General features: G+C 61.5%; 18 protein-coding genes and 1 pseudogene. 7 read left to right on the plus strand and 12 right to left on the minus strand.

The window, feature by feature from the left end; genetic code table 11:
* Positions 1 to 124 precede the first annotated feature (124 nt).
* Complete coding sequence (locus RA29_RS01115; protein WP_039682089.1) at positions 125 to 1792, minus strand: ABC transporter substrate-binding protein; 1668 nt, start codon at positions 1790 to 1792, stop codon at positions 125 to 127.
* Between the two features lie 246 nt (positions 1793 to 2038).
* Positions 2039 to 3223, minus strand: a complete 1185-nt coding sequence (locus tag RA29_RS01120) for an amidohydrolase family protein (protein ID WP_039682091.1) — start codon at positions 3221 to 3223, stop codon at positions 2039 to 2041.
* A gap of 193 nt (positions 3224 to 3416) precedes the next feature.
* Between RA29_RS01120 and RA29_RS01125 the strand changes: the two genes are divergently transcribed.
* Entirely contained in the window at positions 3417 to 3806 is a 390-nt protein-coding gene (locus tag RA29_RS01125) for a RidA family protein (protein WP_039682093.1), read from the plus strand.
* Here RA29_RS01125 and RA29_RS01130 read toward each other — a convergent pair.
* The 4 genes from RA29_RS01130 to hmgA all read right to left on the minus strand — a co-directional run bounded on the left by RA29_RS01130 (position 3803) and on the right by hmgA (position 7073).
* Complete coding sequence (locus tag RA29_RS01130) at positions 3803 to 4027, minus strand: hypothetical protein (RefSeq protein WP_039682095.1); 225 nt, start codon at positions 4025 to 4027, stop codon at positions 3803 to 3805. The genes RA29_RS01125 and RA29_RS01130 overlap by 4 nt on opposite strands.
* A gap of 72 nt (positions 4028 to 4099) precedes the next feature.
* Positions 4100 to 5356 carry a fumarylacetoacetase gene (gene fahA / locus RA29_RS01135; RefSeq protein WP_039682097.1) on the minus strand — a complete coding sequence of 419 codons (1257 nt, stop codon included), beginning with the start codon at positions 5354 to 5356 and terminating at the stop codon, positions 4100 to 4102.
* A gap of 188 nt (positions 5357 to 5544) precedes the next feature.
* Entirely contained in the window at positions 5545 to 5721 is a 177-nt protein-coding gene (locus RA29_RS23100; protein WP_193743433.1) for a hypothetical protein, read from the minus strand.
* On the minus strand, positions 5718 to 7073 hold the full coding sequence (gene hmgA, locus RA29_RS01140; protein ID WP_039682099.1) for a homogentisate 1,2-dioxygenase: 1356 nt from the start codon (positions 7071 to 7073) through the stop codon (positions 5718 to 5720). Before hmgA ends, RA29_RS23100 begins: the two co-directional genes overlap by 4 nt.
* A gap of 67 nt (positions 7074 to 7140) precedes the next feature.
* On the opposite strand from hmgA, the gene RA29_RS01145 reads away from it, so the two are divergent.
* Positions 7141 to 7578 carry a MarR family transcriptional regulator gene (locus tag RA29_RS01145; protein ID WP_039682101.1) on the plus strand — a complete coding sequence of 146 codons (438 nt, stop codon included), beginning with the start codon at positions 7141 to 7143 and terminating at the stop codon, positions 7576 to 7578.
* 21 nt (positions 7579 to 7599) lie between these two features.
* On the opposite strand, the gene RA29_RS01150 is transcribed toward RA29_RS01145, so the two are convergent.
* On the minus strand, positions 7600 to 8409 hold the full coding sequence (locus RA29_RS01150) for a division plane positioning ATPase MipZ (RefSeq protein WP_039682103.1): 810 nt from the start codon (positions 8407 to 8409) through the stop codon (positions 7600 to 7602).
* Positions 8410 to 8622: 213 nt separating this feature from the next.
* Between RA29_RS01150 and edd the strand changes: the two genes are divergently transcribed.
* From edd to bchJ, 4 genes are all read left to right on the plus strand, one after another.
* On the plus strand, positions 8623 to 10437 hold the full coding sequence (gene edd, locus RA29_RS01155) for a phosphogluconate dehydratase (RefSeq protein WP_039682105.1): 1815 nt from the start codon (positions 8623 to 8625) through the stop codon (positions 10435 to 10437).
* Between the two features lie 3 nt (positions 10438 to 10440).
* Positions 10441 to 11085 (plus strand): bifunctional 4-hydroxy-2-oxoglutarate aldolase/2-dehydro-3-deoxy-phosphogluconate aldolase, encoded by a 645-nt coding sequence (gene eda, locus RA29_RS01160; RefSeq protein ID WP_039682107.1) that lies wholly within the window; start codon positions 10441 to 10443, stop codon positions 11083 to 11085.
* Between the two features lie 97 nt (positions 11086 to 11182).
* Complete coding sequence (gene bchE, locus RA29_RS01165) at positions 11183 to 12835, plus strand: magnesium-protoporphyrin IX monomethyl ester anaerobic oxidative cyclase (protein ID WP_039682109.1); 1653 nt, start codon at positions 11183 to 11185, stop codon at positions 12833 to 12835.
* On the plus strand, positions 12828 to 13436 hold the full coding sequence (bchJ, locus tag RA29_RS01170; RefSeq protein ID WP_039682111.1) for a bacteriochlorophyll 4-vinyl reductase: 609 nt from the start codon (positions 12828 to 12830) through the stop codon (positions 13434 to 13436). Before bchE ends, bchJ begins: the two co-directional genes overlap by 8 nt.
* A gap of 329 nt (positions 13437 to 13765) precedes the next feature.
* On the opposite strand, the gene RA29_RS01175 is transcribed toward bchJ, so the two are convergent.
* Positions 13766 to 14032 carry a hypothetical protein gene (locus RA29_RS01175; RefSeq protein WP_152612885.1) on the minus strand — a complete coding sequence of 89 codons (267 nt, stop codon included), beginning with the start codon at positions 14030 to 14032 and terminating at the stop codon, positions 13766 to 13768.
* Between the two features lie 110 nt (positions 14033 to 14142).
* A pseudogene (locus tag RA29_RS22240) lies at positions 14143 to 14738 on the minus strand (transposase).
* A 618-nt stretch (positions 14739 to 15356) separates the two neighbouring features.
* Between RA29_RS22240 and RA29_RS01180 the strand changes: the two are divergent.
* Positions 15357 to 16259: a hypothetical protein gene (locus RA29_RS01180; RefSeq protein ID WP_039682114.1), complete on the plus strand. Its 903-nt coding sequence runs from the start codon at positions 15357 to 15359 to the stop codon at positions 16257 to 16259.
* Between the two features lie 324 nt (positions 16260 to 16583).
* Here the strand turns inward: RA29_RS01180 and rpmE are convergent, their stop codons facing one another.
* The 3 genes from rpmE to trmD form a co-directional block, all read right to left on the minus strand.
* Positions 16584 to 16805: a 50S ribosomal protein L31 gene (rpmE, locus tag RA29_RS01185; protein WP_039682115.1), complete on the minus strand. Its 222-nt coding sequence runs from the start codon at positions 16803 to 16805 to the stop codon at positions 16584 to 16586.
* The gene (rplS, locus tag RA29_RS01190) at positions 16802 to 17191 is read right to left on the minus strand and encodes a 50S ribosomal protein L19 (RefSeq protein WP_039682117.1); all 390 of its coding nucleotides are present in this window, start codon (positions 17189 to 17191) and stop codon (positions 16802 to 16804) included. Before rplS ends, rpmE begins: the two co-directional genes overlap by 4 nt.
* A gap of 254 nt (positions 17192 to 17445) precedes the next feature.
* Complete coding sequence (trmD, locus tag RA29_RS01195; RefSeq protein WP_039682120.1) at positions 17446 to 18240, minus strand: tRNA (guanosine(37)-N1)-methyltransferase TrmD; 795 nt, start codon at positions 18238 to 18240, stop codon at positions 17446 to 17448.

An 18240-nucleotide genomic window follows, 5' to 3' on the forward strand; every position in this document is an offset into this window, starting at 1 on the left:
CCAAAGACGCCCCGCCCACCGTCCCGTTGATGTCAGTTGGCTGGACACGCTGTCCGTTTTGCGGAGCGTCCATGAAAAAGGGCCGCGCGATGGCGGCCCTTTCTGTTCGTTTCCGATCAGGTGATCAGGTCCAGGCGACCTGGGCCGGGCGGAATTCGTAGGTGATGTGGTGTTCGCCACCCACCAGACCTTCCTTGGTGTGGTTGGTCAGCGACCGCCAGTAGGGCTGGATTGTGACGCCTGCGTCCTGGATCATCTTCTGGCCGATGGCCATCAGCTTGCGGCGTTCTTCCACGTCTGCTGTCGCCAGCGCTTTCTTGAGGTTCTCGTCGAACTCGGGGCTGGACCAGCCGAACTCGTTCCACGCCTCGCCCGAGCGGTAGGCGAGCGCCCAGATCTGGACGCCGAGCGGGCGGTGGTTCCAGTTGGTGGAGCTGAACGGGTATTTCGCCCAGTCGTTCCAGAAGGTCGAGCCGGGCAGGACCGTCCGCTTGACGGGGATGCCCGCGTCACGCAGCTGGGCTGCGACCGCGTCGGTGGTGTCCTTGCGGTAGCCATCGTCGATCGAGATCAGCTCGTGCTCGAAGTCGCCCATGCCTGCTTCGTCCATCAGGGCCTTGGCGCCTGCGGGGTCGTGTGGCAGGGCGGGCAGTTCGGCGTATTCCGGGTGGAACGGGGCGACGTGGTGGTTTTCGGCCACTTCGCCGCGCCCACCGATGCCCAGTTCGAGCAGGATGTTGTTGTCGACCGCCATCGAGATCGCGCGGCGTACACGCTCGTCTTCGTAGGGGCGTTTGCCGTCAACTTCGGCCAGCTGGTTGGGCCGGATGACGATGGTGGCGGCGGTCACGATGTCGTTCTGCACCATGCCGTCGATGGAGGCGATGAGATCCACGAAGTCGCCGTCGACCGAGTAGTTCATGTCGACTTCATCCGCTTCCGATGCGGCCATCCATGCCGCCGGGTCGGTGCCGTAGTCGATATATTCGATGCGGTCCATGTAGGGGCCGCCCGCGACTTCCGTGCCCCACCACGTGTGATCGGCATTCTTGACCAGCACGCCCTTCACGCCCACTTCGAGCGATTCCGGCAGGTAGGGGCCGGTGCCGATGGGGTTGCTGAGCGCTGTGTCCGCTGTGTAGCTGCTGTGCACGATGGCGGCCGGGTAGTCCGCCATGCCTGCGATCAGCGAGATGTCGGAGGCGGGCAGGTTCAGTTTGATCGTATGGCTGTCCACCACTTCGATCGCGCCCTCGATGGCCTGATTGGTGTCCGGGTCGATCAGCGTGTTGAAACGACCGGCCATCGAGTTGCCTTCGAGGTCCTTTTCACACCAGCCTGCGATGTTGCGGGCCACGTCCTCGGCAGTGAAGTCGTCGCCGTTGTTCCACTTCACGCCCTTGCGGACGTTGAGGGTGTAGACGGTGGCGTCGTCGTTGATTTCCCAACTTTCCAGCAGCGAGGGCTGGAAGGTGCCGTCGTTTTCATAGGTGACGAGGTATTCCAGCCAGCCGCGCGAGAAGTTGGCGATTTGTGACCAGTCATATGTGCGGGGGTCCTTGAGTGCGCGGACCTCGGTTTGGTAGCGGAGCGTGCCGCCGTCCTTGTGGCCTGCGGCCTTGGCGGCGGGGGCGCTGAGGCCCAGCATGCCGTAGGCGACTGCGGCTGTGGCGCCGAAGCTGCTGGCTGTCGCCAGAAACTCGCGGCGGTTGATCGGATCGTCGCCGACCTTGGCCGCCGAGGCCACGATGGCCTGTGGCAGCGGCTTGCCGGTGCGGGTTGTGAATGTCATGTTCTTCCTCTCTGTTGGCGTCGCAAACATGTGTTTGCGCCCTCATGGGTCAGGGTGAGTGCCCGACCTTTTCGGTGTTGCAGTTGACCTGCGTTTTTTGTCGCCATCCCGTGGCGGGAGACGCCCGGAGTTCAAACGATCAGGCGCATGGCGTCAACCCCGTGGCCCGGAGTTGCAGGATAATGAATACTAGACCGATCCCCTGATTTTTTGCGGGTTTGCGCCATTAGGAGGTTTAGATACGCCCTATGGCGCGCTGCTCAGCTCTTCTGATGCGGACCGCATGGGTGCGCGCCCGGCGACGAAATCTGCCGTGTGCGTGACATCACAGACCAGAAGCTGGGACAGGTCGGCGCAATCTACCGTGATGGTCGGAGCACCCAGAGCCTTTGCCGCGTCGGTGGTGATGCTGGGCAGCCAATCGCCCAATGGCGGGTCGAGATGCGCGGTGACGCAGGCCAGCGCAAGGGCTGCGCGGGGATCATGTGCGCCCAAAGGGCAGAACCCATCGGCCACATTGTCGGACCCGACCACGACAGGCACGCCTGCCGCTCGTAACTCATGCAGCCGGGTGATCCCGCGCCGGTCCGGTGTGCCATCGGTGCGCCCCTGCAGATACAGGTTTGTCACCGGCAACGTGCAGACCGTGATCCCGGCCTTTGCCAGCTTGTCCGCGATGCGGGCCACGTCACTGGGGCCGCGGTCCATCAGGCTGACGCAGTGCCCGCACAGGATCGGGCGGTCAAAGCCCGTCTCAAGCGCAATGTCTGCAATCATCTCAAGCCCATTGAGATCACCGAGCCCTTCGTCCACGTGAAAATCCAACATCAGGCCATGCGCCATGGCGGTCGCAAAGATCGCGCGGAGCCCCGCCTGCGTTCGCGGGTCGTCGTAGAGAAACGCGCCCGCAACGCCGTCGGTCAGGCGCAGGACGTTGCCGACGGTCTGGGCAAACTCGGGGTAGCTCCACATCTCGATCCCGGTCAGGGCGGCGAGTTGCAGGTTCGGGTGATCCTCTGCCAGTTCCACCAGCACGGACCACGCGAGCGGCGGAGCCGGTTCGTTGCCCCAGTCCACGTGGCTGCGGATCAGCCCGCATCCGTTGTCCTGCGCCTCGGTCAGCCCCTTGGTGGCGCGGTGGCGCAGGTCGTCTTCGTCCCAGTGAATCTTGTCTTCGTGCTGGCGCGCGATGGCGTGATGCAGGTCGCCGCCCACCTGGCCCAGCCGGTTGATCGTGTGGCATTTGTCGAGGTGGCAATGCGGTTCGACCAGCCGGGGCAGCACCATGCGTTCGGGCGCGCCCGTAGGCGGCGCAAGGCCGGACAATTTGCCATTGTTGATCACGGGCGCGCCGTGCAGGCAGTCCCCACGAGTGACGCCGCCAAATGCTGTCGGGTCCGAGATCAGCGAGAGTGGGACGAGGATGGTCACGCGCGGTGTCCGGGGATCGGGCCGCTTTGGCCAGAGGGTCGTGCGTGGTGCCCTGTGCGCAGGCAGATGAGCCGCATGTCCGTCAGTCTCTCCCATTCTGGAAGTGGATGTCAGCGGCCCTTGAGAAGAATTTCGTGCCAGCGTTGTGAAAGCAGGGTTTCAAATTTCACCGACGCACGCAAGAGTGGTGGTCATGAAAGCCCTTGCTCCGCCGACCATCGCCCCGCCCTTTGCCCGCTATTCCCATGGAGTCGAGGTGCCCGCCGGGTGGCGTATGGTTCGGACGTCGGGCCAATTGGGGCTGGCGGGGGATGGCACTGTCCCTGCGGAGACACGGGCACAGGCGGACATTTGTTTCGCCAACATCGCTGCCATTCTGGCCGAGGCGGGGATGGGCGCGCAGGATGTGTGCCATGTCAGCGCCTATGTGACCGACCGCAGCCATATGGCCGGATATATGGAGGCGCGGGATGCGTTTCTGGCCGGGCGCGAGGTGTTGCCCAGCTCGACGCTGATGATTGTGTCGGGCTTTACCCGTCCGGAGTTTACGGTCGAGGTTGAGGTGTGGGCCGCTGCCCCCTAGTCGTGGTCGCGGCGGAGCAGTTTCCAGAGTGTCCAGCCGAAAGTGCCGCCGAAGAAAATGGCGGCGAGGCCAATGGCTTCCCATCCGGCCGGTCCCTGCGGCATGCCACGGAAGATCAGAGCGCCGGTCAGCATGGCGAGCCCAGCGACTGAGAACCAGAAGCGGAACATCAGGTCGCTCCGGGTGGGCCCGAATTTGTTGGGCGTTTGTTTGTTGGACATGTTGGTGCGCCTTGTGCCTGTTGGACTGGGGCTCTGCCCCAGACCCCGGGATTTTTTGAAACAGGGAAGACGTTAGCGTTTGTACGGGTTTTTCAAGGCGGGGCGTATGGTTCCGGCGCAGGTGCCAAATCCAATGCGGTAGCCTTCGCCCTGTGCGTGGCCTGCAAGCGTGACCGCGTCACCGTCTTCGAGGAAGGTGCGTGTTTGGCCTGTGTCGAGTGTGATGGGTTCCTTGCCGCCCCAGCTGAGTTCCAGGAGGCTGCCGCGTTCGGGTTTGGTCGGTCCGGAGATGGTGCCGGAGCCCAGAAGATCGCCGACGTTCATGGGGCAGCCCGAGGTGCTGTGATGCGCCAGTTGCTGGGCGGCGGAGTAGTACATCTCGCGGTAGTTGGTGCGGGTGATTGTGGTGGCGTGCTTGCTTTCCGGTGCGAGGCTGGCTGTCAGGTCGATGTCGTAGAGCATCGGGCCGGTGTCCTTGAGGTGGTCGAGCAGTTCCACCTCGCGTTTTGGCGTGGGGACGCGGAAGGGCTCAAGTGCGGCCTTGGTCACGATCCACGGGCTGATCGAGGTGGCGGTGGCCTTGGCCTGGAACGGGCCGAGTGGTTGATATTCCCAGGCCTGGATGTCGCGCGCGGACCAGTCGTTCAGAAGGACGTAGCCGAAGATGGCGGCTTCTGCCTGATCTACCGTCAGGGGGCCGTCTGACGCCATGCCGACGATGGCGCCCATCTCAAGCTCCATGTCGAAGCGGCGGGAGGGCAAGAAGGCGGGTGTGTCGTGATCGGGCGATTTGAGTTGGCCCCATGGGCGGCGGATGTCGGTGCCGGAGACCACGACGGACGATGCGCGGCCGTTGTAGCCGATGGGCATGTGCAACCAGTTGGGCGGCAGCGCGTTTTCGGGGCCGCGGAACATGGTGCCGACATTGGTGGCGTGGTGGCGGCCTGCGTAGAAGTCGGTGAATTCGGAGACGACGAAGGGCATGTGCAGTGTGGCGTCGGCGAGGGGGACGAGCAGCGGTTCGAGCAGCGCCTGATCTTTGGAACCTTTCGCCAGCAGGGCCGTCAGGCGATTGCGCAGGGCGGTCCAGACGGCGGGGCCTTGCTCCATCAGGTCGTTCCAGAAGGGCAGCTCGAAAAGTGGTTCATCGGTCAGATCGATGATGCCCTGCGCTTCGGCGGTGGTGACGTCGAGGATCATGTTGCCGATGGCGACGCCGCAGCGCGAACCGAGCGTGTCGGTGGAAAACACGCCGTAGGGCAGGTTGTTGAGGGGGAAGTCGGTGTCGGGGCTGTTGGCGCTGTCGAGCCAGGAGGGCGTAAGGGGCATTTGGTCTTTCTTCGGGCTTCAGTACCACCCATTGCCGTGGGTTGGCGGGTCTTCTCCGGGCTGTATCTTGCGGTTGTCCGCGGGATGGTTGCGCCGCTGTCGGATGATGGCTGGCAGTTGCCAGACTGTGAATGCACTCAGGGCAATTAACAGCCAGCCGGCCCATGAAATGGAGGAGATGAACTCCGTCACGTCTTGTCCGTGCGGTGCCATTGCCCACGTTCTGCCCCGCGCAGGTCGTGACCCGGCCCCTTGCCATAGCGGTCGGGGCGATTGTTCACGAATTTCTGCCACCAGACCCAGAGGATGAAACCCAGCGCGAAGACGATGATCGCGCCCATGAGATATCCAAGATAAACCATCATTTCTTGCCCGGGCTCCCGTCGAATTTCTTTTCGATGTCTGTCCAGCAGTCGATGTAATCGTCCTGCAGCGGCGCTTCCTTCGCCGCGAATTGCGTCAGGTGCTGCGGGAAACGGGTTTCGAACATGAACGACATGGTGTTGTCGAGCTTCTGTGGGTGCAGGTCTGCGTTCGAGGCCCCTTCGAACGCGGTTTTGTCCGGCCCGTGCGGCAGCATCATGTTGTGCAGGCTCATCCCGCCCGGCACGAAGCCTTTGGGCTTCGCGTCGTATTGGCCGTAAATATTGCCCATCAGTTCTGACATGATGTTCTTGTGATACCATGGCGGGCGGAACGTGTCTTCGGCCACCATCCAGCGTTCGCGGAACAGGACAAAGTCGATATTGGCCACGCCCGGCTGGCCCGAGGGGGCTGTGAGCACTGTAAATATGGACGGATCGGGGTGGTCAAAGAGGATCGCACCCACCGGGCAATAGGTTTTCAGGTCGTATTTCAGCGGCGCGTAGTTGCCGTGCCAGGCGACCACATCCAGCGGAGAATGGCCGATTTGCGTCTCGTGGAACTGGCCGCACCACTTGATCGTCAGGGTTGAGGTCACCTCGCGATCCTCGAAGACGGCGACGGGCGCCTTGAAGTCACGCGGATTCGCCATGCAGTTGGCGCCGATGGGGCCGCGCCCGGGCAGTTCGAACTTGGCCCCGTAGTTTTCGCAGACAAAGCCGCGGCATGGGCCGTCGAGCACCTCGACGCGGTAGACGAGGCCGCGGGGGAGGATCGCGATCTCTTGCGGCTCCACGTCGATGATGCCGAGTTCGGTGCAGAAGCGCAGCCGTCCCTCTTGTGGGACCACCAGCATTTCGCTGTCGGCGGAGTAGAAATAGGCGTCCTGCATGGAGGCGGTGACAAGGTAGATGTGGCTGGCCATGCCGACCTGGGTGTTCACGTCCCCGGCAGTGGTCATGGTGCGCATGCCGGTGAGCCACGTCAGGTCCTGATCGGTGTGGGGCACCGGATCCCAACGGTATTGGCCGAGGCTGGTGACATCCTGAGGGATGTGTGGGGCAGAGTGCCAGTAGGGCAGGTCGATGCGCGCGTACCGCCCCGAGTGTTTCACTGACGGCCGTATGCGGTAGCACCATGTCCGTTCGGGCCGTACATCGGTGAAGGCGGTGCCGCTGAGTTGTTCGCCATAAAGGCCATAATTGCATTTCTGCGGTGAGTTCATGCCTTCGGGCAGGGCGCCCGGCAGTGCCTCTGTCTCAAAATCGTTGCCGAAGCCGGGCATGTACCCTTCGGTGATGCCTGCGCCGGATGGTGCCTGGATCATGGAGTGTGGAGCGGATTGGCGGTTCATGGACACCTCCCTTGCGGAATTGGTCTCAGATGTAATAGTTGTGTTTGTAACTAACAAGCGGGCGGCCATGGTCAAGACCGATGATTTCGATGTGCGGCAGTTCCTGCCCTACCTGTTGAACCAGGCGGCAGAAGCGTCGAGCCTCGAGTTTCAGAAGGTCTATAAGGACAAGTACGGGATGCTGCGCAACGAATGGCGCGTGCTGTTTCATCTTGGGATCTACGGGCAGATGACGGCAAGCGACATTGGTGCGCGAGCGCAGATGCACAAGACCAAGATCAGCCGCGCTGTGCAGCGGTTGGCGGAACGGCGCTACCTGATACGGACGCGGGCCGAGGTTGATCGACGGGTCGAGTACCTGACGCTGACCTCTGCCGGTCAGCGGGTGTATCAGGACCTCAAGGCGACGGCTGCGGAGTACGATGCGGCGCTGATTGAAGGGATGTCCGTGCAAGAGGCGGCGATGCTGCGCGCCTTGTTGGAGCGGCTTGCGCTGCGGAAGTAAGCTGTTGCCAAACCGTACGGGTCAGAAGTCGACCTCGACCCCCGGCAGGTTCAGCGCTTTAATCAGATCACGCAGTTCCTGTCGGGCCGCCACGTTCGAGATATTGAGTTGCTTGACCCCGATGTCCTTGAGGTCGAGCAGGGTCAGGCCGCGCGGGAAGAGCTCGCGAAAGATCACACGTTCCGAAAAGCCGGGGGCAATGCGGAAGCCGATGCGTTTGGCGAGCATTTTGATCGCGCGCTCCATCTTTTCCTTGTTGACCATGCGTTGCGCGCCCATGCGGTTGCGCAGCACGATCCAGTCGATGGGTTTGAGGCCCGCTTGCGCCCTGAGTTGCCGCGCGTTCCAGACCATTTCGGAATAGACCGAGGGCCCCAGGATTTTATCGCCAGAGGAGTCGATCCGGGCCAGAAGGTCAAAGTCGACAAAGCTGTCATTGAGTGGCGTGATCAGCGTGTCGGCCAGCGAGTGGGCGACCTGGCTGAGACGGGTGTGCGAGCCGGGGCAGTCGATCAGGATAAAGTCGTTGTCCGGCTCCAGCGTTGCGACGGCGGCGGACAGCCGGTGGTCATAGATGTTTTCGCCCGGCTTGAGGTCATCGGCGTCAATCTCGGGCAGGTCGTGCACGTCGGGTGACGGTAGGTCGATTTCAGCGGAGGCGAGGAATGACGCCCGGTTTTCCACGTACCGCCCAAACGTACGCTGTCGCAGGTCCAGATCCAGCGCGCTGACCTTCTTTCCGGCCCGCGCAAGAGCCGTTGCCACGTGCATCGATACGGTCGATTTGCCGGCGCCGCCCTTTTCGTTGCCGACCACGATGATATGCGCCATGACTGCCCCCTAACCGCACATCCGCTTTGCGAATTTTGCGCCACTATATGTAGTGTTTCACCCCTTTGAAAGCGGGCGTTGCAACTTTCCTGCGGCGACGTGGCGCGGATGTCGCGTTGCCTTTCTGTTAGCGCTATCATAAAGGGTGATCAAACGCGGGCGTCCTGCACGCCTATATGTCTATGAAACGAAGTGAGGAACGAGGAGAGCGATATGCCCTTGCACCCGACTTTGCAGCGCGTGACCGAGCGCGTGATTGAACGCAGCGCACCGACACGGCGGCGTTATCTGGACCGGATGGCGGCTGCCAAATCCCAAGGGCCTGCGCGTGCGCACCTGTCGTGTAGTGGGCAGGCCCATGCTTTTGCCGCCGCCGGTCCTGACCAGTCGCGACTGGCCGAGGCGAGCGTCGGCAACCTTGGCATTGTGACTGCCTATAATGACATGCTGTCGGCGCATCAGCCGTTCGAGACTTACCCGACGCTCATTCGGGATGCGATACGTGCGTCGGGCGGTACGGCACAGGTTGCCGGGGGTGTGCCCGCGATGTGCGACGGCGTCACGCAGGGCGAGGCGGGCATGGAGTTGAGCCTGTTTTCCCGTGATGTGATTGCACTGGCGACGGGGGTCGCGCTGTCGCACAACGTCTTTGACGCCGCTGTGTTTTTGGGTGTCTGCGACAAGATTGTGCCGGGACTGATCATCGCAGCGCAGTCTTTTGGGCATATGCCTGCCGTGTTCTTGCCTGCCGGTCCAATGACCAGCGGTCTGTCGAACGACGAAAAGGCCAAGGTGCGCCAGAGGTTCGCGGCCGGAGAGGCGACGCGGGAGGAACTGCTTGCCTCGGAAATGGCGGCCTATCACGGCCCCGGTACGTGCACCTTCTATGGCACCGCCAACACCAACCAAATGTTGATGGAGTTCATGGGGCTGCACCTTCCCGGCTCATCCTTTGTGAATCCGAACACGCCCTTACGTGACGCGCTGACGGTCGAGGGGGCCAAGCGGGCCCTGTCCTTGTCGGCGCTGGGCAACAACTACACGCCGGTGTGCAACATCCTTGATGAAAAGGCGTTTGTGAACGGGATAGTCGGGCTAAACGCGACGGGTGGGTCCACCAACCTCCTGATCCACCTGATCGCCATGGCGCGCGCGGGCGGCATCGTGCTGGATTGGGAGGATTTCTGTGATCTGTCCGAAGTCACGCCGCTGATCGCGCGGGTCTATCCCAACGGTCTGGCCGACGTGAACCACTTCCATGCGGCGGGTGGACTTGGGTTCATGATCGGAGAGTTGTTGAAAGCAGGTCTGTTGCACGACGACACGCAGACGGTCGCCGGTGAGGGGCTGGAGAACTACACGCACGAGCCCAAGCTGATCGACGGCGAACTGACCTGGCAGCCCGGCGCAGGTAGGAGCCTGAACGATAAAATCGTGCGGCCTGCGGCAGATCCGTTTCAAGAGACGGGCGGGCTGAGCCGGTTGGTGGGCAATCTTGGTACGGGCGTGATGAAAGTGTCTGCCGTGGCGCCGGAACATCGCGTGGTCGAAGCGCCAGCCCGGGTGTTCCACGATCAGGATCAGGTCAAGGCGGCGTTCAAGGCGGGGGAGTTCAACGAGGGCGATTTTGTCATCGTCGTGCGCTTCCAAGGGCCCAAGGCCAACGGTATGCCGGAACTGCACAGCCTGACCCCGATCCTTGGCATCATGCAGGGGCGCGGGCAGAAGGTGGCGCTGGTCACCGATGGGCGCATGTCGGGTGCATCGGGCAAGGTGCCGTCGGCCATCCATGTCTGCCCTGAGGCGCTCGATGGTGGTGTGATCGCGCAAGTGCAGGATGGCGACGTGATCCGCGTCGATGCGGTGTCGGGCGAGCTTAAGGTGCTGACCGACGGGGTGCTTGACCGCCCGCACGCGACCGCCGATCTTTCGCACAACCAATGGGGTGTGGGGCGCGACATGTTCCACGCCTTCCGCAATACTGTTGGGTCCGCCAATACCGGCGCGACTGTTTTTGGAGACTTTTGAAGAATGCTGACCGCCAAAGCCGCTGCCGTGCGCGCCCGTGAAATCTGTGAATTGGCGCCGATTGTGCCTGTGCTGGTGGTGGACGATGTGGCCCATGCTGCGCCATTGGCCGAGGCGTTGGTTGCTGGCGGTTTGCCCGCATTGGAGGTGACCTTGCGCACGGACGCCGCGCTGGACGTCATCGCGGCGATGTCCAAGGTTGAGGGCGGTGTCGTTGGCGCTGGCACGTTGGTGACGCCGGACGATGTGAAGGCCGCGAAAGAGGCTGGCGCGCAGTTCGGTGTGTCGCCCGGCGCGACCGAAGCATTGATTGCGGCCTGCGAGGCCGAGGAACTGCCGCTGTTGCCCGGCGCTGCTACGGCGTCCGAGGCGATGAGCCTGTATGAGCGCGGCTACGATATGCTCAAGTTTTTCCCGGCCGAAGCCTCGGGTGGCGCGCCTGCGCTCAAAGCCATTGGCGCGCCTCTGCCTCAGATTTCGTTCTGCCCGACCGGTGGGGTCAGCATGGCCAATGCGGAAAGCTACCTCAGCTTGCCGAACGTCGTGTGCGCCGGAGGGTCTTGGGTGGCCCCGAAGGACAAAGTTCTGGCAGGCGATTGGGCCGGGATTGAGGCTCTGGCGCGAGAAGCGGCGGCGCTGCCTCGGTAACAGCGCGTCGCGGAAACGCGCTGCATTCAGCCCATTTGATCCATGTCAATGAAGTTGGCGGCTTGACTGTCAACTTTAGTTTACATGGAGGGCTGACATGCGCATTCTGTTTGTACATCCGAATTATCGCTCCGGCGGGGCTGAGATTGCGGGCACATGGCCGCCTGCGTGGGTCGCTTATCTGACGGGGCATCTGCGACAAGCGGGCTTTGACGACATCCATTTCATTGACGCGATGACGGATGAGTTGACCGATGCTGATCTGGCGCAGCGGATGGAGGCCATCAAGCCCGACGTGGTTGGCGTCACGGCGATCACGCCGTCGATCTACCGGGCCGAGGATGTGCTGAAAATCGCGCAGGACGTGGTGCCCGACGCCGTGCGCGTCATGGGCGGGGTGCACGCGACCTTTATGTACAAGCAGGTGCTGTCCGAAGCCCCCTGGATCGACGTGATCGTACGGGGCGAGGGAGAGGAGATCTGCACCGAACTGATGCTGGCCATCGAAGATGGTCGCTTTCCCGCTGAACGGAAGAAGATACGCGGCCTCGCCTTTATGGATGGGGATAAGATTGTTGCCACCCAAGCCGCCAGTACAGTCAAGGATCTGAGCAAGATCAAGCCGGATTGGTCGGTTCTGGATTGGGCCAAATACATCTATATCCCGCTGAACACGCGCGTCGCCATTCCGAACCTTGCGCGTGGCTGTCCGTTCACCTGTTCTTTCTGCAGCCAGTGGAAGTTCTGGCGCGACTACCGGGTGCGTGATCCCAAGGACGTGGTGGACGAGATCGAAGATCTGGTTGAAAATCATGGCGTTGGGTTCTTTATCCTCGCCGACGAAGAACCCACGATCAACAAAAAGAAGTTTGTCGCTTTCTGTCAGGAACTGATCGACCGGGGCCTGCCGGACCGTGTGAAATGGGGCATCAACACGCGCGTCACCGACATTTACCGCGACAAGGATTTACTGAAATTCTACCGCAAGGCTGGCCTCGTCCACGTGTCGCTTGGCACCGAAGCGGCTGCGCAGATGAAACTGGACGTGTTCAACAAGGAGACCAAGGTCGAAGAGAACAAGACCGCCATCAAGCTATTGCGCGAGGCGGATATTCTGGTCGAGGCACAGTTTATCGTGGGGCTGGACAACGAGACGCCGGAGACGCTGGAAGAAACCTACAAGATGGCGTGGGACTGGCAGCCGGATTTGGCGAACTGGTCGATGTATACGCCCTGGCCGTTCACCCCGCTGTTTCAGGAGCTGAAGGATCAGGTCGAGATTTACGACTTCTCAAAATACAACTTCGTCACCCCGATCATGAAACCCGCCGCGATGGAGCGGGGCGAGCTGCTGGACGGGGTGATGAACAATTATCGCCGGTTTTACAGCCGCAAGGCGCTGTTTCATTACCCCTGGCGCGGCACCGGGTTCCGGCGGCGGTATCTGCTGGGCTGCCTCTATGCCTTCCTCAAGGCCGGGTTCCAGCGCACGTTCTATGATCTGGGCAAGGCTGGCTATTGGGGGCCGCAGACCAAGAAGACTGTGGATTTCCATTTCGATGAGACTCGGCAAGTGGCCGAAGCGCAGTTGGAGGATTGGGAGGCCAGCGCCGACCGGGCCGCACGGGCCAAGGAGCGGCGTGAGGCGGTGAAGGCGCAGACGATTGCGCGCAAGCAGGATCTGAAGATGCCGAACGGGGCGCAGGTCAAAGCCTGCGGTGGCGGCGATCAGCAGATGGAGGATGTCTGAGGATGCCCAGCGTCCTGCGGGGCTGATCGGGCCGAACGCGATCCTACAATTGTTGCCGTTGTTGGACCGGATCGGTGGGCCTGAGCGGCGCGCGCAGATGCTGGCGGCGGCAGGTATTTTTGATGTGCCGGATGGCAGTTGCATGATCCCCGAAGGCGACGCCGCGCGCCTGCACCAGCAATTGCGCAAAGAAGAGCCGGATCTGGCCCCCTGCCTGTCGTCCGCCGCGGGGTATGAGACTGCGAATTACATTCTGAGCCACCGCATTCCCCGCCCTGCGCAATGGGTGCTGCACACGCTGCCTCCGGCACCGTCGGCGCGGCTGTTGTCGCGCGCCATCGAAAAGCATGCCTGGACGTTTGTAGGGTCGGGGCGGCTGCGTGTGCCCAATGCGTGGACCTTCGAGATCAAGGACAATCCGCTGATTCGGGGAGAGAGCAGCGAGACCTGTTTGTGTCATTGGCATGCGGCGGTCTTTGCGCGGCTCTATCAGGCGCTGGTGTCGCCGCGTTGTACCTGTGAGGAGTGCCAGTGCTGCGCCCAAGGCGGGGGCGGGCCGTGCCGGTTTGAAGTGCGCTGTGCGGTATCGGGCGTTGGGTGATTGTGACGTGCAGCGTGTGACATGACCTGATGTCTTGCTTTCGCTTGAGTGGCGAGGGTCTTTTTTCAATTCATGCGCTTGGGTGACGCGCGTTTGGGCGGATTGATTGGAATTGTGATCGTTCCTCAAGTTTGCGGATGTCTTCGCTGTCGGGTGGACGCCAAGCGGGGCATTGCTGACAGTGCGGCGCTGATTTGGCGTCTCTTTACGCAACAAGTGTTGAAGCCATACGTATGACAGATGCCGGATTAATGGGCTGCATTCGAAACTGATCCGCAGGGTCAAAACGCGCGCTGGCTTTTCGGTGGAAACCTCTCGACCCAGGCGGCTTACCGCTCTGAAAACAGCCGATCCACGTCGATGCCCCACGTGCCGAGTGTCGTTCCCATCTTCTCGTCCAGATCTGAGACGGCATTCAAGTAGGCCAATTCGCTTTGCAGCAGGCTGTTTTCAGCCTGAAAGAGAGCATCGTTTATCAAGCCCAAGGCCAGCCCCAAAGCCTGTTCATGACGAATGTTCACCCAACCGGGGAACGGTTCCTCTTCCGCGAAGACGTTCGCATTGGTTTCGATATCAAGAAGCTGCAGCAGGGGCACATGCGCTTCCTTCAAGGTGAGCTGCGCTTGTTCAAATGAGAGGCGTTGTATAAAATCTGAATCTCCCCCTGTTTCAAGTCGAATTCAGATATTCGACCTAGTGTCAGGCCTCATAGCCACGAGATGACGAGTCCCGGCAGGGCGCTTGCTGATAGGAACACCTTGGGACATCTGTCGTATCGTGTTGCCACGCGCCGCCAGCCCTTCAGTCTGCCGAACATGATCTCAATGCGGTGCGTCGCCTGTAGCGACGCTTGTCGTACCGCACGACTGTCTTCCGTCGCTTTCGGCCAGGGATGCAGGCGCGTATCCCTTTGTCTTTCAACACTTCCCGGAACCAATCAGCGTCGTATCCGCGGTCCATTGCCCGGCAGGCGCATCACGCATGTGATGTCCCGAGAGGGGATCATCACCGTCTTCTCTTCGCCGTGCTCCGCGGCCAGACCGGCCATCATCCGGGCAAATATGCCCTGTTCATGGCTGCACTCGAACCGGTGGCGTTTGACATTCACCTCCACCGTTTCCAGCGGTTGTAGAGCGTCTTATGCGGACCGTAGGCCGCAGGGCCATCCCGCCACCGCAAGCCATTGCGATTGATGAAGACAATCCCACTCAACACGCGCCGATCATCAACACAAGGTTTGCCGTGGGACTTGCGGAAGAAGGGCTCAAGACGCGCCATCTGCGCATCCCCCTCTCGTGACATTGCTGCGCAATGCACTGCCGGGCAGTGGTCAGCCAGAAAAGGTCAGACAGGGTCACCGCTCTTTTTCGAACCGTGAATCACGCAGCCAAACCGAAACCAATGGGGCCTGACCCTAGCGTAGCAAATCTGCTAATACCCACCGCACCGTAACTACCAGGGCCGGTGCCGATGCCCGCCCTGTCGCCAGCAAAGGCGACCTTCGCCGTCCCTACGTAAGGCATAGTTACGTTGCCTCCGTCTGCTGTGACGTGCAAAGCCACTCCGGCCGACATGTCACTCCGCGCGCGCGCAAGTGTTTCGCGCAGCCGGGGGTGGCATCGTGTTGCAGCCAGCATTGATGACCACATCGGCTATTTGAATGTCCCTGGCGCGGGGGGGCTGCCGTGGGCCATGTCAAAGCGGCTTTCTGCCGTTTATCCGGTTTCGATGCGTCCGGGCCTTTCTTTCCAACCGCCTGTGCCGGGGCTAGTGTTTGCGCGTGCTGCATCGTGCTGACGAACGTGCCGTTCCACATGCGCGGTGCTTTCGGCGTGAAACCAAATGCGTTGGTCGACCGATCATTCCATCATGGGGGACAGACAGCTGAAACTTCCACATTTCCTAGCGCGACTGCCTCTCGTGCCGCTCCTCCTTGTGTCTTCGGGAACGCTCGTGCTGGCCGGTGAGCTGCATACGGAGACAGAGGTGCGCCAGAGCTACCTGCAACACGGTGCCATGGCGCAGCTGCATCGGTGGTATCAGTATTATGAAAATGACAGCGTCGGGATCGAAAACCAGTTGGATATACTCGCCGAAGATGTGGCGATCGTGTCCGCCAATGGAACGGCTGAGGGACATGAGGCATATGCCGCTGCCGTCTCACAACTCCCATCCACCTGGCAGAACAGCCACAGCCTCACATCCTCGTCCGTCGAGGTTCGCGATGACGGCACACTCGGTTTGTCTGCGACGATCACATACCAGAACGTCGGGATGCTGGAGGGCGGCGCGGTCCGTGCGCTTGGCATCTCTTACGAGGCGGACCTGGAGCAAACAGACACGCCGCTGCCCCTATTCACGCGGATCGAGATAGAAAGCGACGCGCCGGTAGATGCAGGCGAGTTCAGGGACCTTTATGCAGAGAACCGCCTTTTGAGCCTGGTGCACTACTGGATGGCGATGGTCGAACATCCGAACCGCGATGCGGCCCCCTTTCGCGAAGTGCTCGCGCCCGAGTTTGACATCGACTTCGGCAGCGGTCCGATCACGGATGTCGAGGGTTTTGCAGCCTGGGTCGCAGGTCCGGCATCTTCGGTGTCGGCCAGCCGCCATGACGTCCACAACTTCACCTATCGCAATCTGGCGGACAATCAGTACGAGTTGACCATTGATCTGGACTGGACCGGTATCCGACCGGACGACGTGTGGATGACGGCCAAGACCCGTCATACATGGGCTGTCATCGACGACCCGTCGGAGAGGTTCGCCCGCATCCAAAACATTCGGGTCGAGGTTTTGGAGCCCTTTGCCGTCGTTGAATAGACTGACTGTCGTTGGTCGTTTCGTTGTGAAAGGCCACGGTGTCCAAGTGTATGTGACGTGACCGCTTGCAGCAAAGCTACGTCGAAGGCGATTGCAAAAGCCGCTGTATGCGGCTTCGGCGCGTCTTCTGGTGTCGGTGTGACAACATTTTGTCAGTCGTAGGTAACGTATGAATCAATCTTGCGCTCCCGCTTGCTGCACCGGTTCAGTAAGCTGAACACACTCCGTCAACAGTGCGTGACGTTCCGCCCCTCCGGCTGCATTCCAAAGAAAAAGGCCGCCCCGGTTGGAGCGGCCTTTGGCAATTTTGTGCGGTGGCGTGCTTTAGAAGCCAAGGCCAGCGTACTTGTTCTTGAACTTCGACACGCGGCCGCCGGTGTCCATCAGGCGCGACGTGCCGCCGGTCCATGCGGGATGCACGGAGGGGTCGATGTCGAGCGCCAGTTGGTCGCCTTCCTTGCCCCAGGTCGATTTCATTTGAACCACGGTGCCGTCCGTCATCTTGACGTCGATGATGTGGTAGTCGGGATGCGTGTCGGCTTTCATGCTTCCGCTCCTTCGGACTTCTTGGGTTTGTAGTTGGTGACTTCCGCGATCCGGGCCGATTTGCCGCGGCGCGAGCGGAGGTAGTAGAGCTTGGCGCGACGCACGCGACCGCGGCGGACCACGGTGATGCTGTCGATGTTGGTGGAGTAAAGGGGGAACACACGCTCCACGCCTTCGCCAAAGGAAATCTTGCGAACGGTGAACGACCCGGCGATGCCGTTGCCGTTGTTGCGGGCGATGCAGACGCCTTCGTAGTTCTGCACGCGGGTGCGGGTGCCTTCGGTCACCTTGTAGCCGACGCGGATGGTGTCACCGGCTTTGAAGTCGGGGATGTCTTTCCCCAGGGCGGCGATTTGTTCCGCCTCTAACTGTGCGATCAGGTCCATGGGCCTGGTCTCCTATCTCATGCTCGTGGTTTGCCCACGAAGGTTTGTCGCGCCTCAGAGCTCTGTGTCTTCACCGGGTCCACCGCAGTGCCCGCCAGAGGTCAGGTCATCATTCCTTTTCTGTCCTATTAGTGCATGTGTATTTCACCGAAGAAGGTGCCACGCGCCAAAGGGTCCGGTCGGGCACGACCCGAGTCGGAATGGACGGTGTATAGGCGGGGTGACCGATTGGATCAAGCGGTTCGGGCGCGAAATTACTCTGATTTCGCCTGATGTTCGGCCCAGAGGTCGGGGCGCCTGGCCTGTGTGAGTTTCTCGGACTGCGTCTGCCGCCACTCCGCGACTTTGCCATGGTTGCCTGACATCAGCACATCGGGGATGTCGCGCCCCTTCCATGTTGCCGGGCGGGTGTATTGGGGGTGTTCGAGCAGGCCGTTCGAGTGGCTTTCGTCGACAGCGCTTTCTGCATTGCCGAGCACGCCGGGGAGCAAGCGGACGGTCGCGTCAAGCATAGCTTGCGCTGCGATCTCGCCGCCGGTTATCACGAAGTCGCCCAAGGATACTTCGGTGATGTTCCAGTGTTCCAGCACCCGTTCATCTACGCCTTCGAACCGGCCACACAGCATCGTGACGCCGTCGCAGCGTGCCAGGTCACGCGCCATGCTCTGGTCAAAGCGTTGTCCCCGCGGGGACAGGTACAGGATGGGCCAGCGTCCGCGGGCGTGGGATTGCGCCTCGGCAATGGCGTTGCTGACCACATCGGCACGCAAGACCATGCCCGCGCCGCCACCTGCAGGCGTGTCATCGACGTTGCGGTGCTTACCAATACCGTGGGCGCGCAGATCGTGGGTGTGGAGCTGCCATTTGCCGTCTTGCAACGCCTTGCCTGTGAGCGATGCGCCGAGGACGCCGGGAAATGTCTCCGGGAAAAGCGTGACTATACGTGCCTGCCAAACGCCGACCAGATCGGGGGCCTCGTCCATCAGTGACGAGGGTTTGAGCGTCGGGCGGATGACCTTGCGCCCATGGGATTTGGGGGGCTGTGTCAT

Source organism: Tateyamaria sp. ANG-S1 (assembly GCF_000814025.1).
GTDB lineage: Bacteria > Pseudomonadota > Alphaproteobacteria > Rhodobacterales > Rhodobacteraceae > Tateyamaria.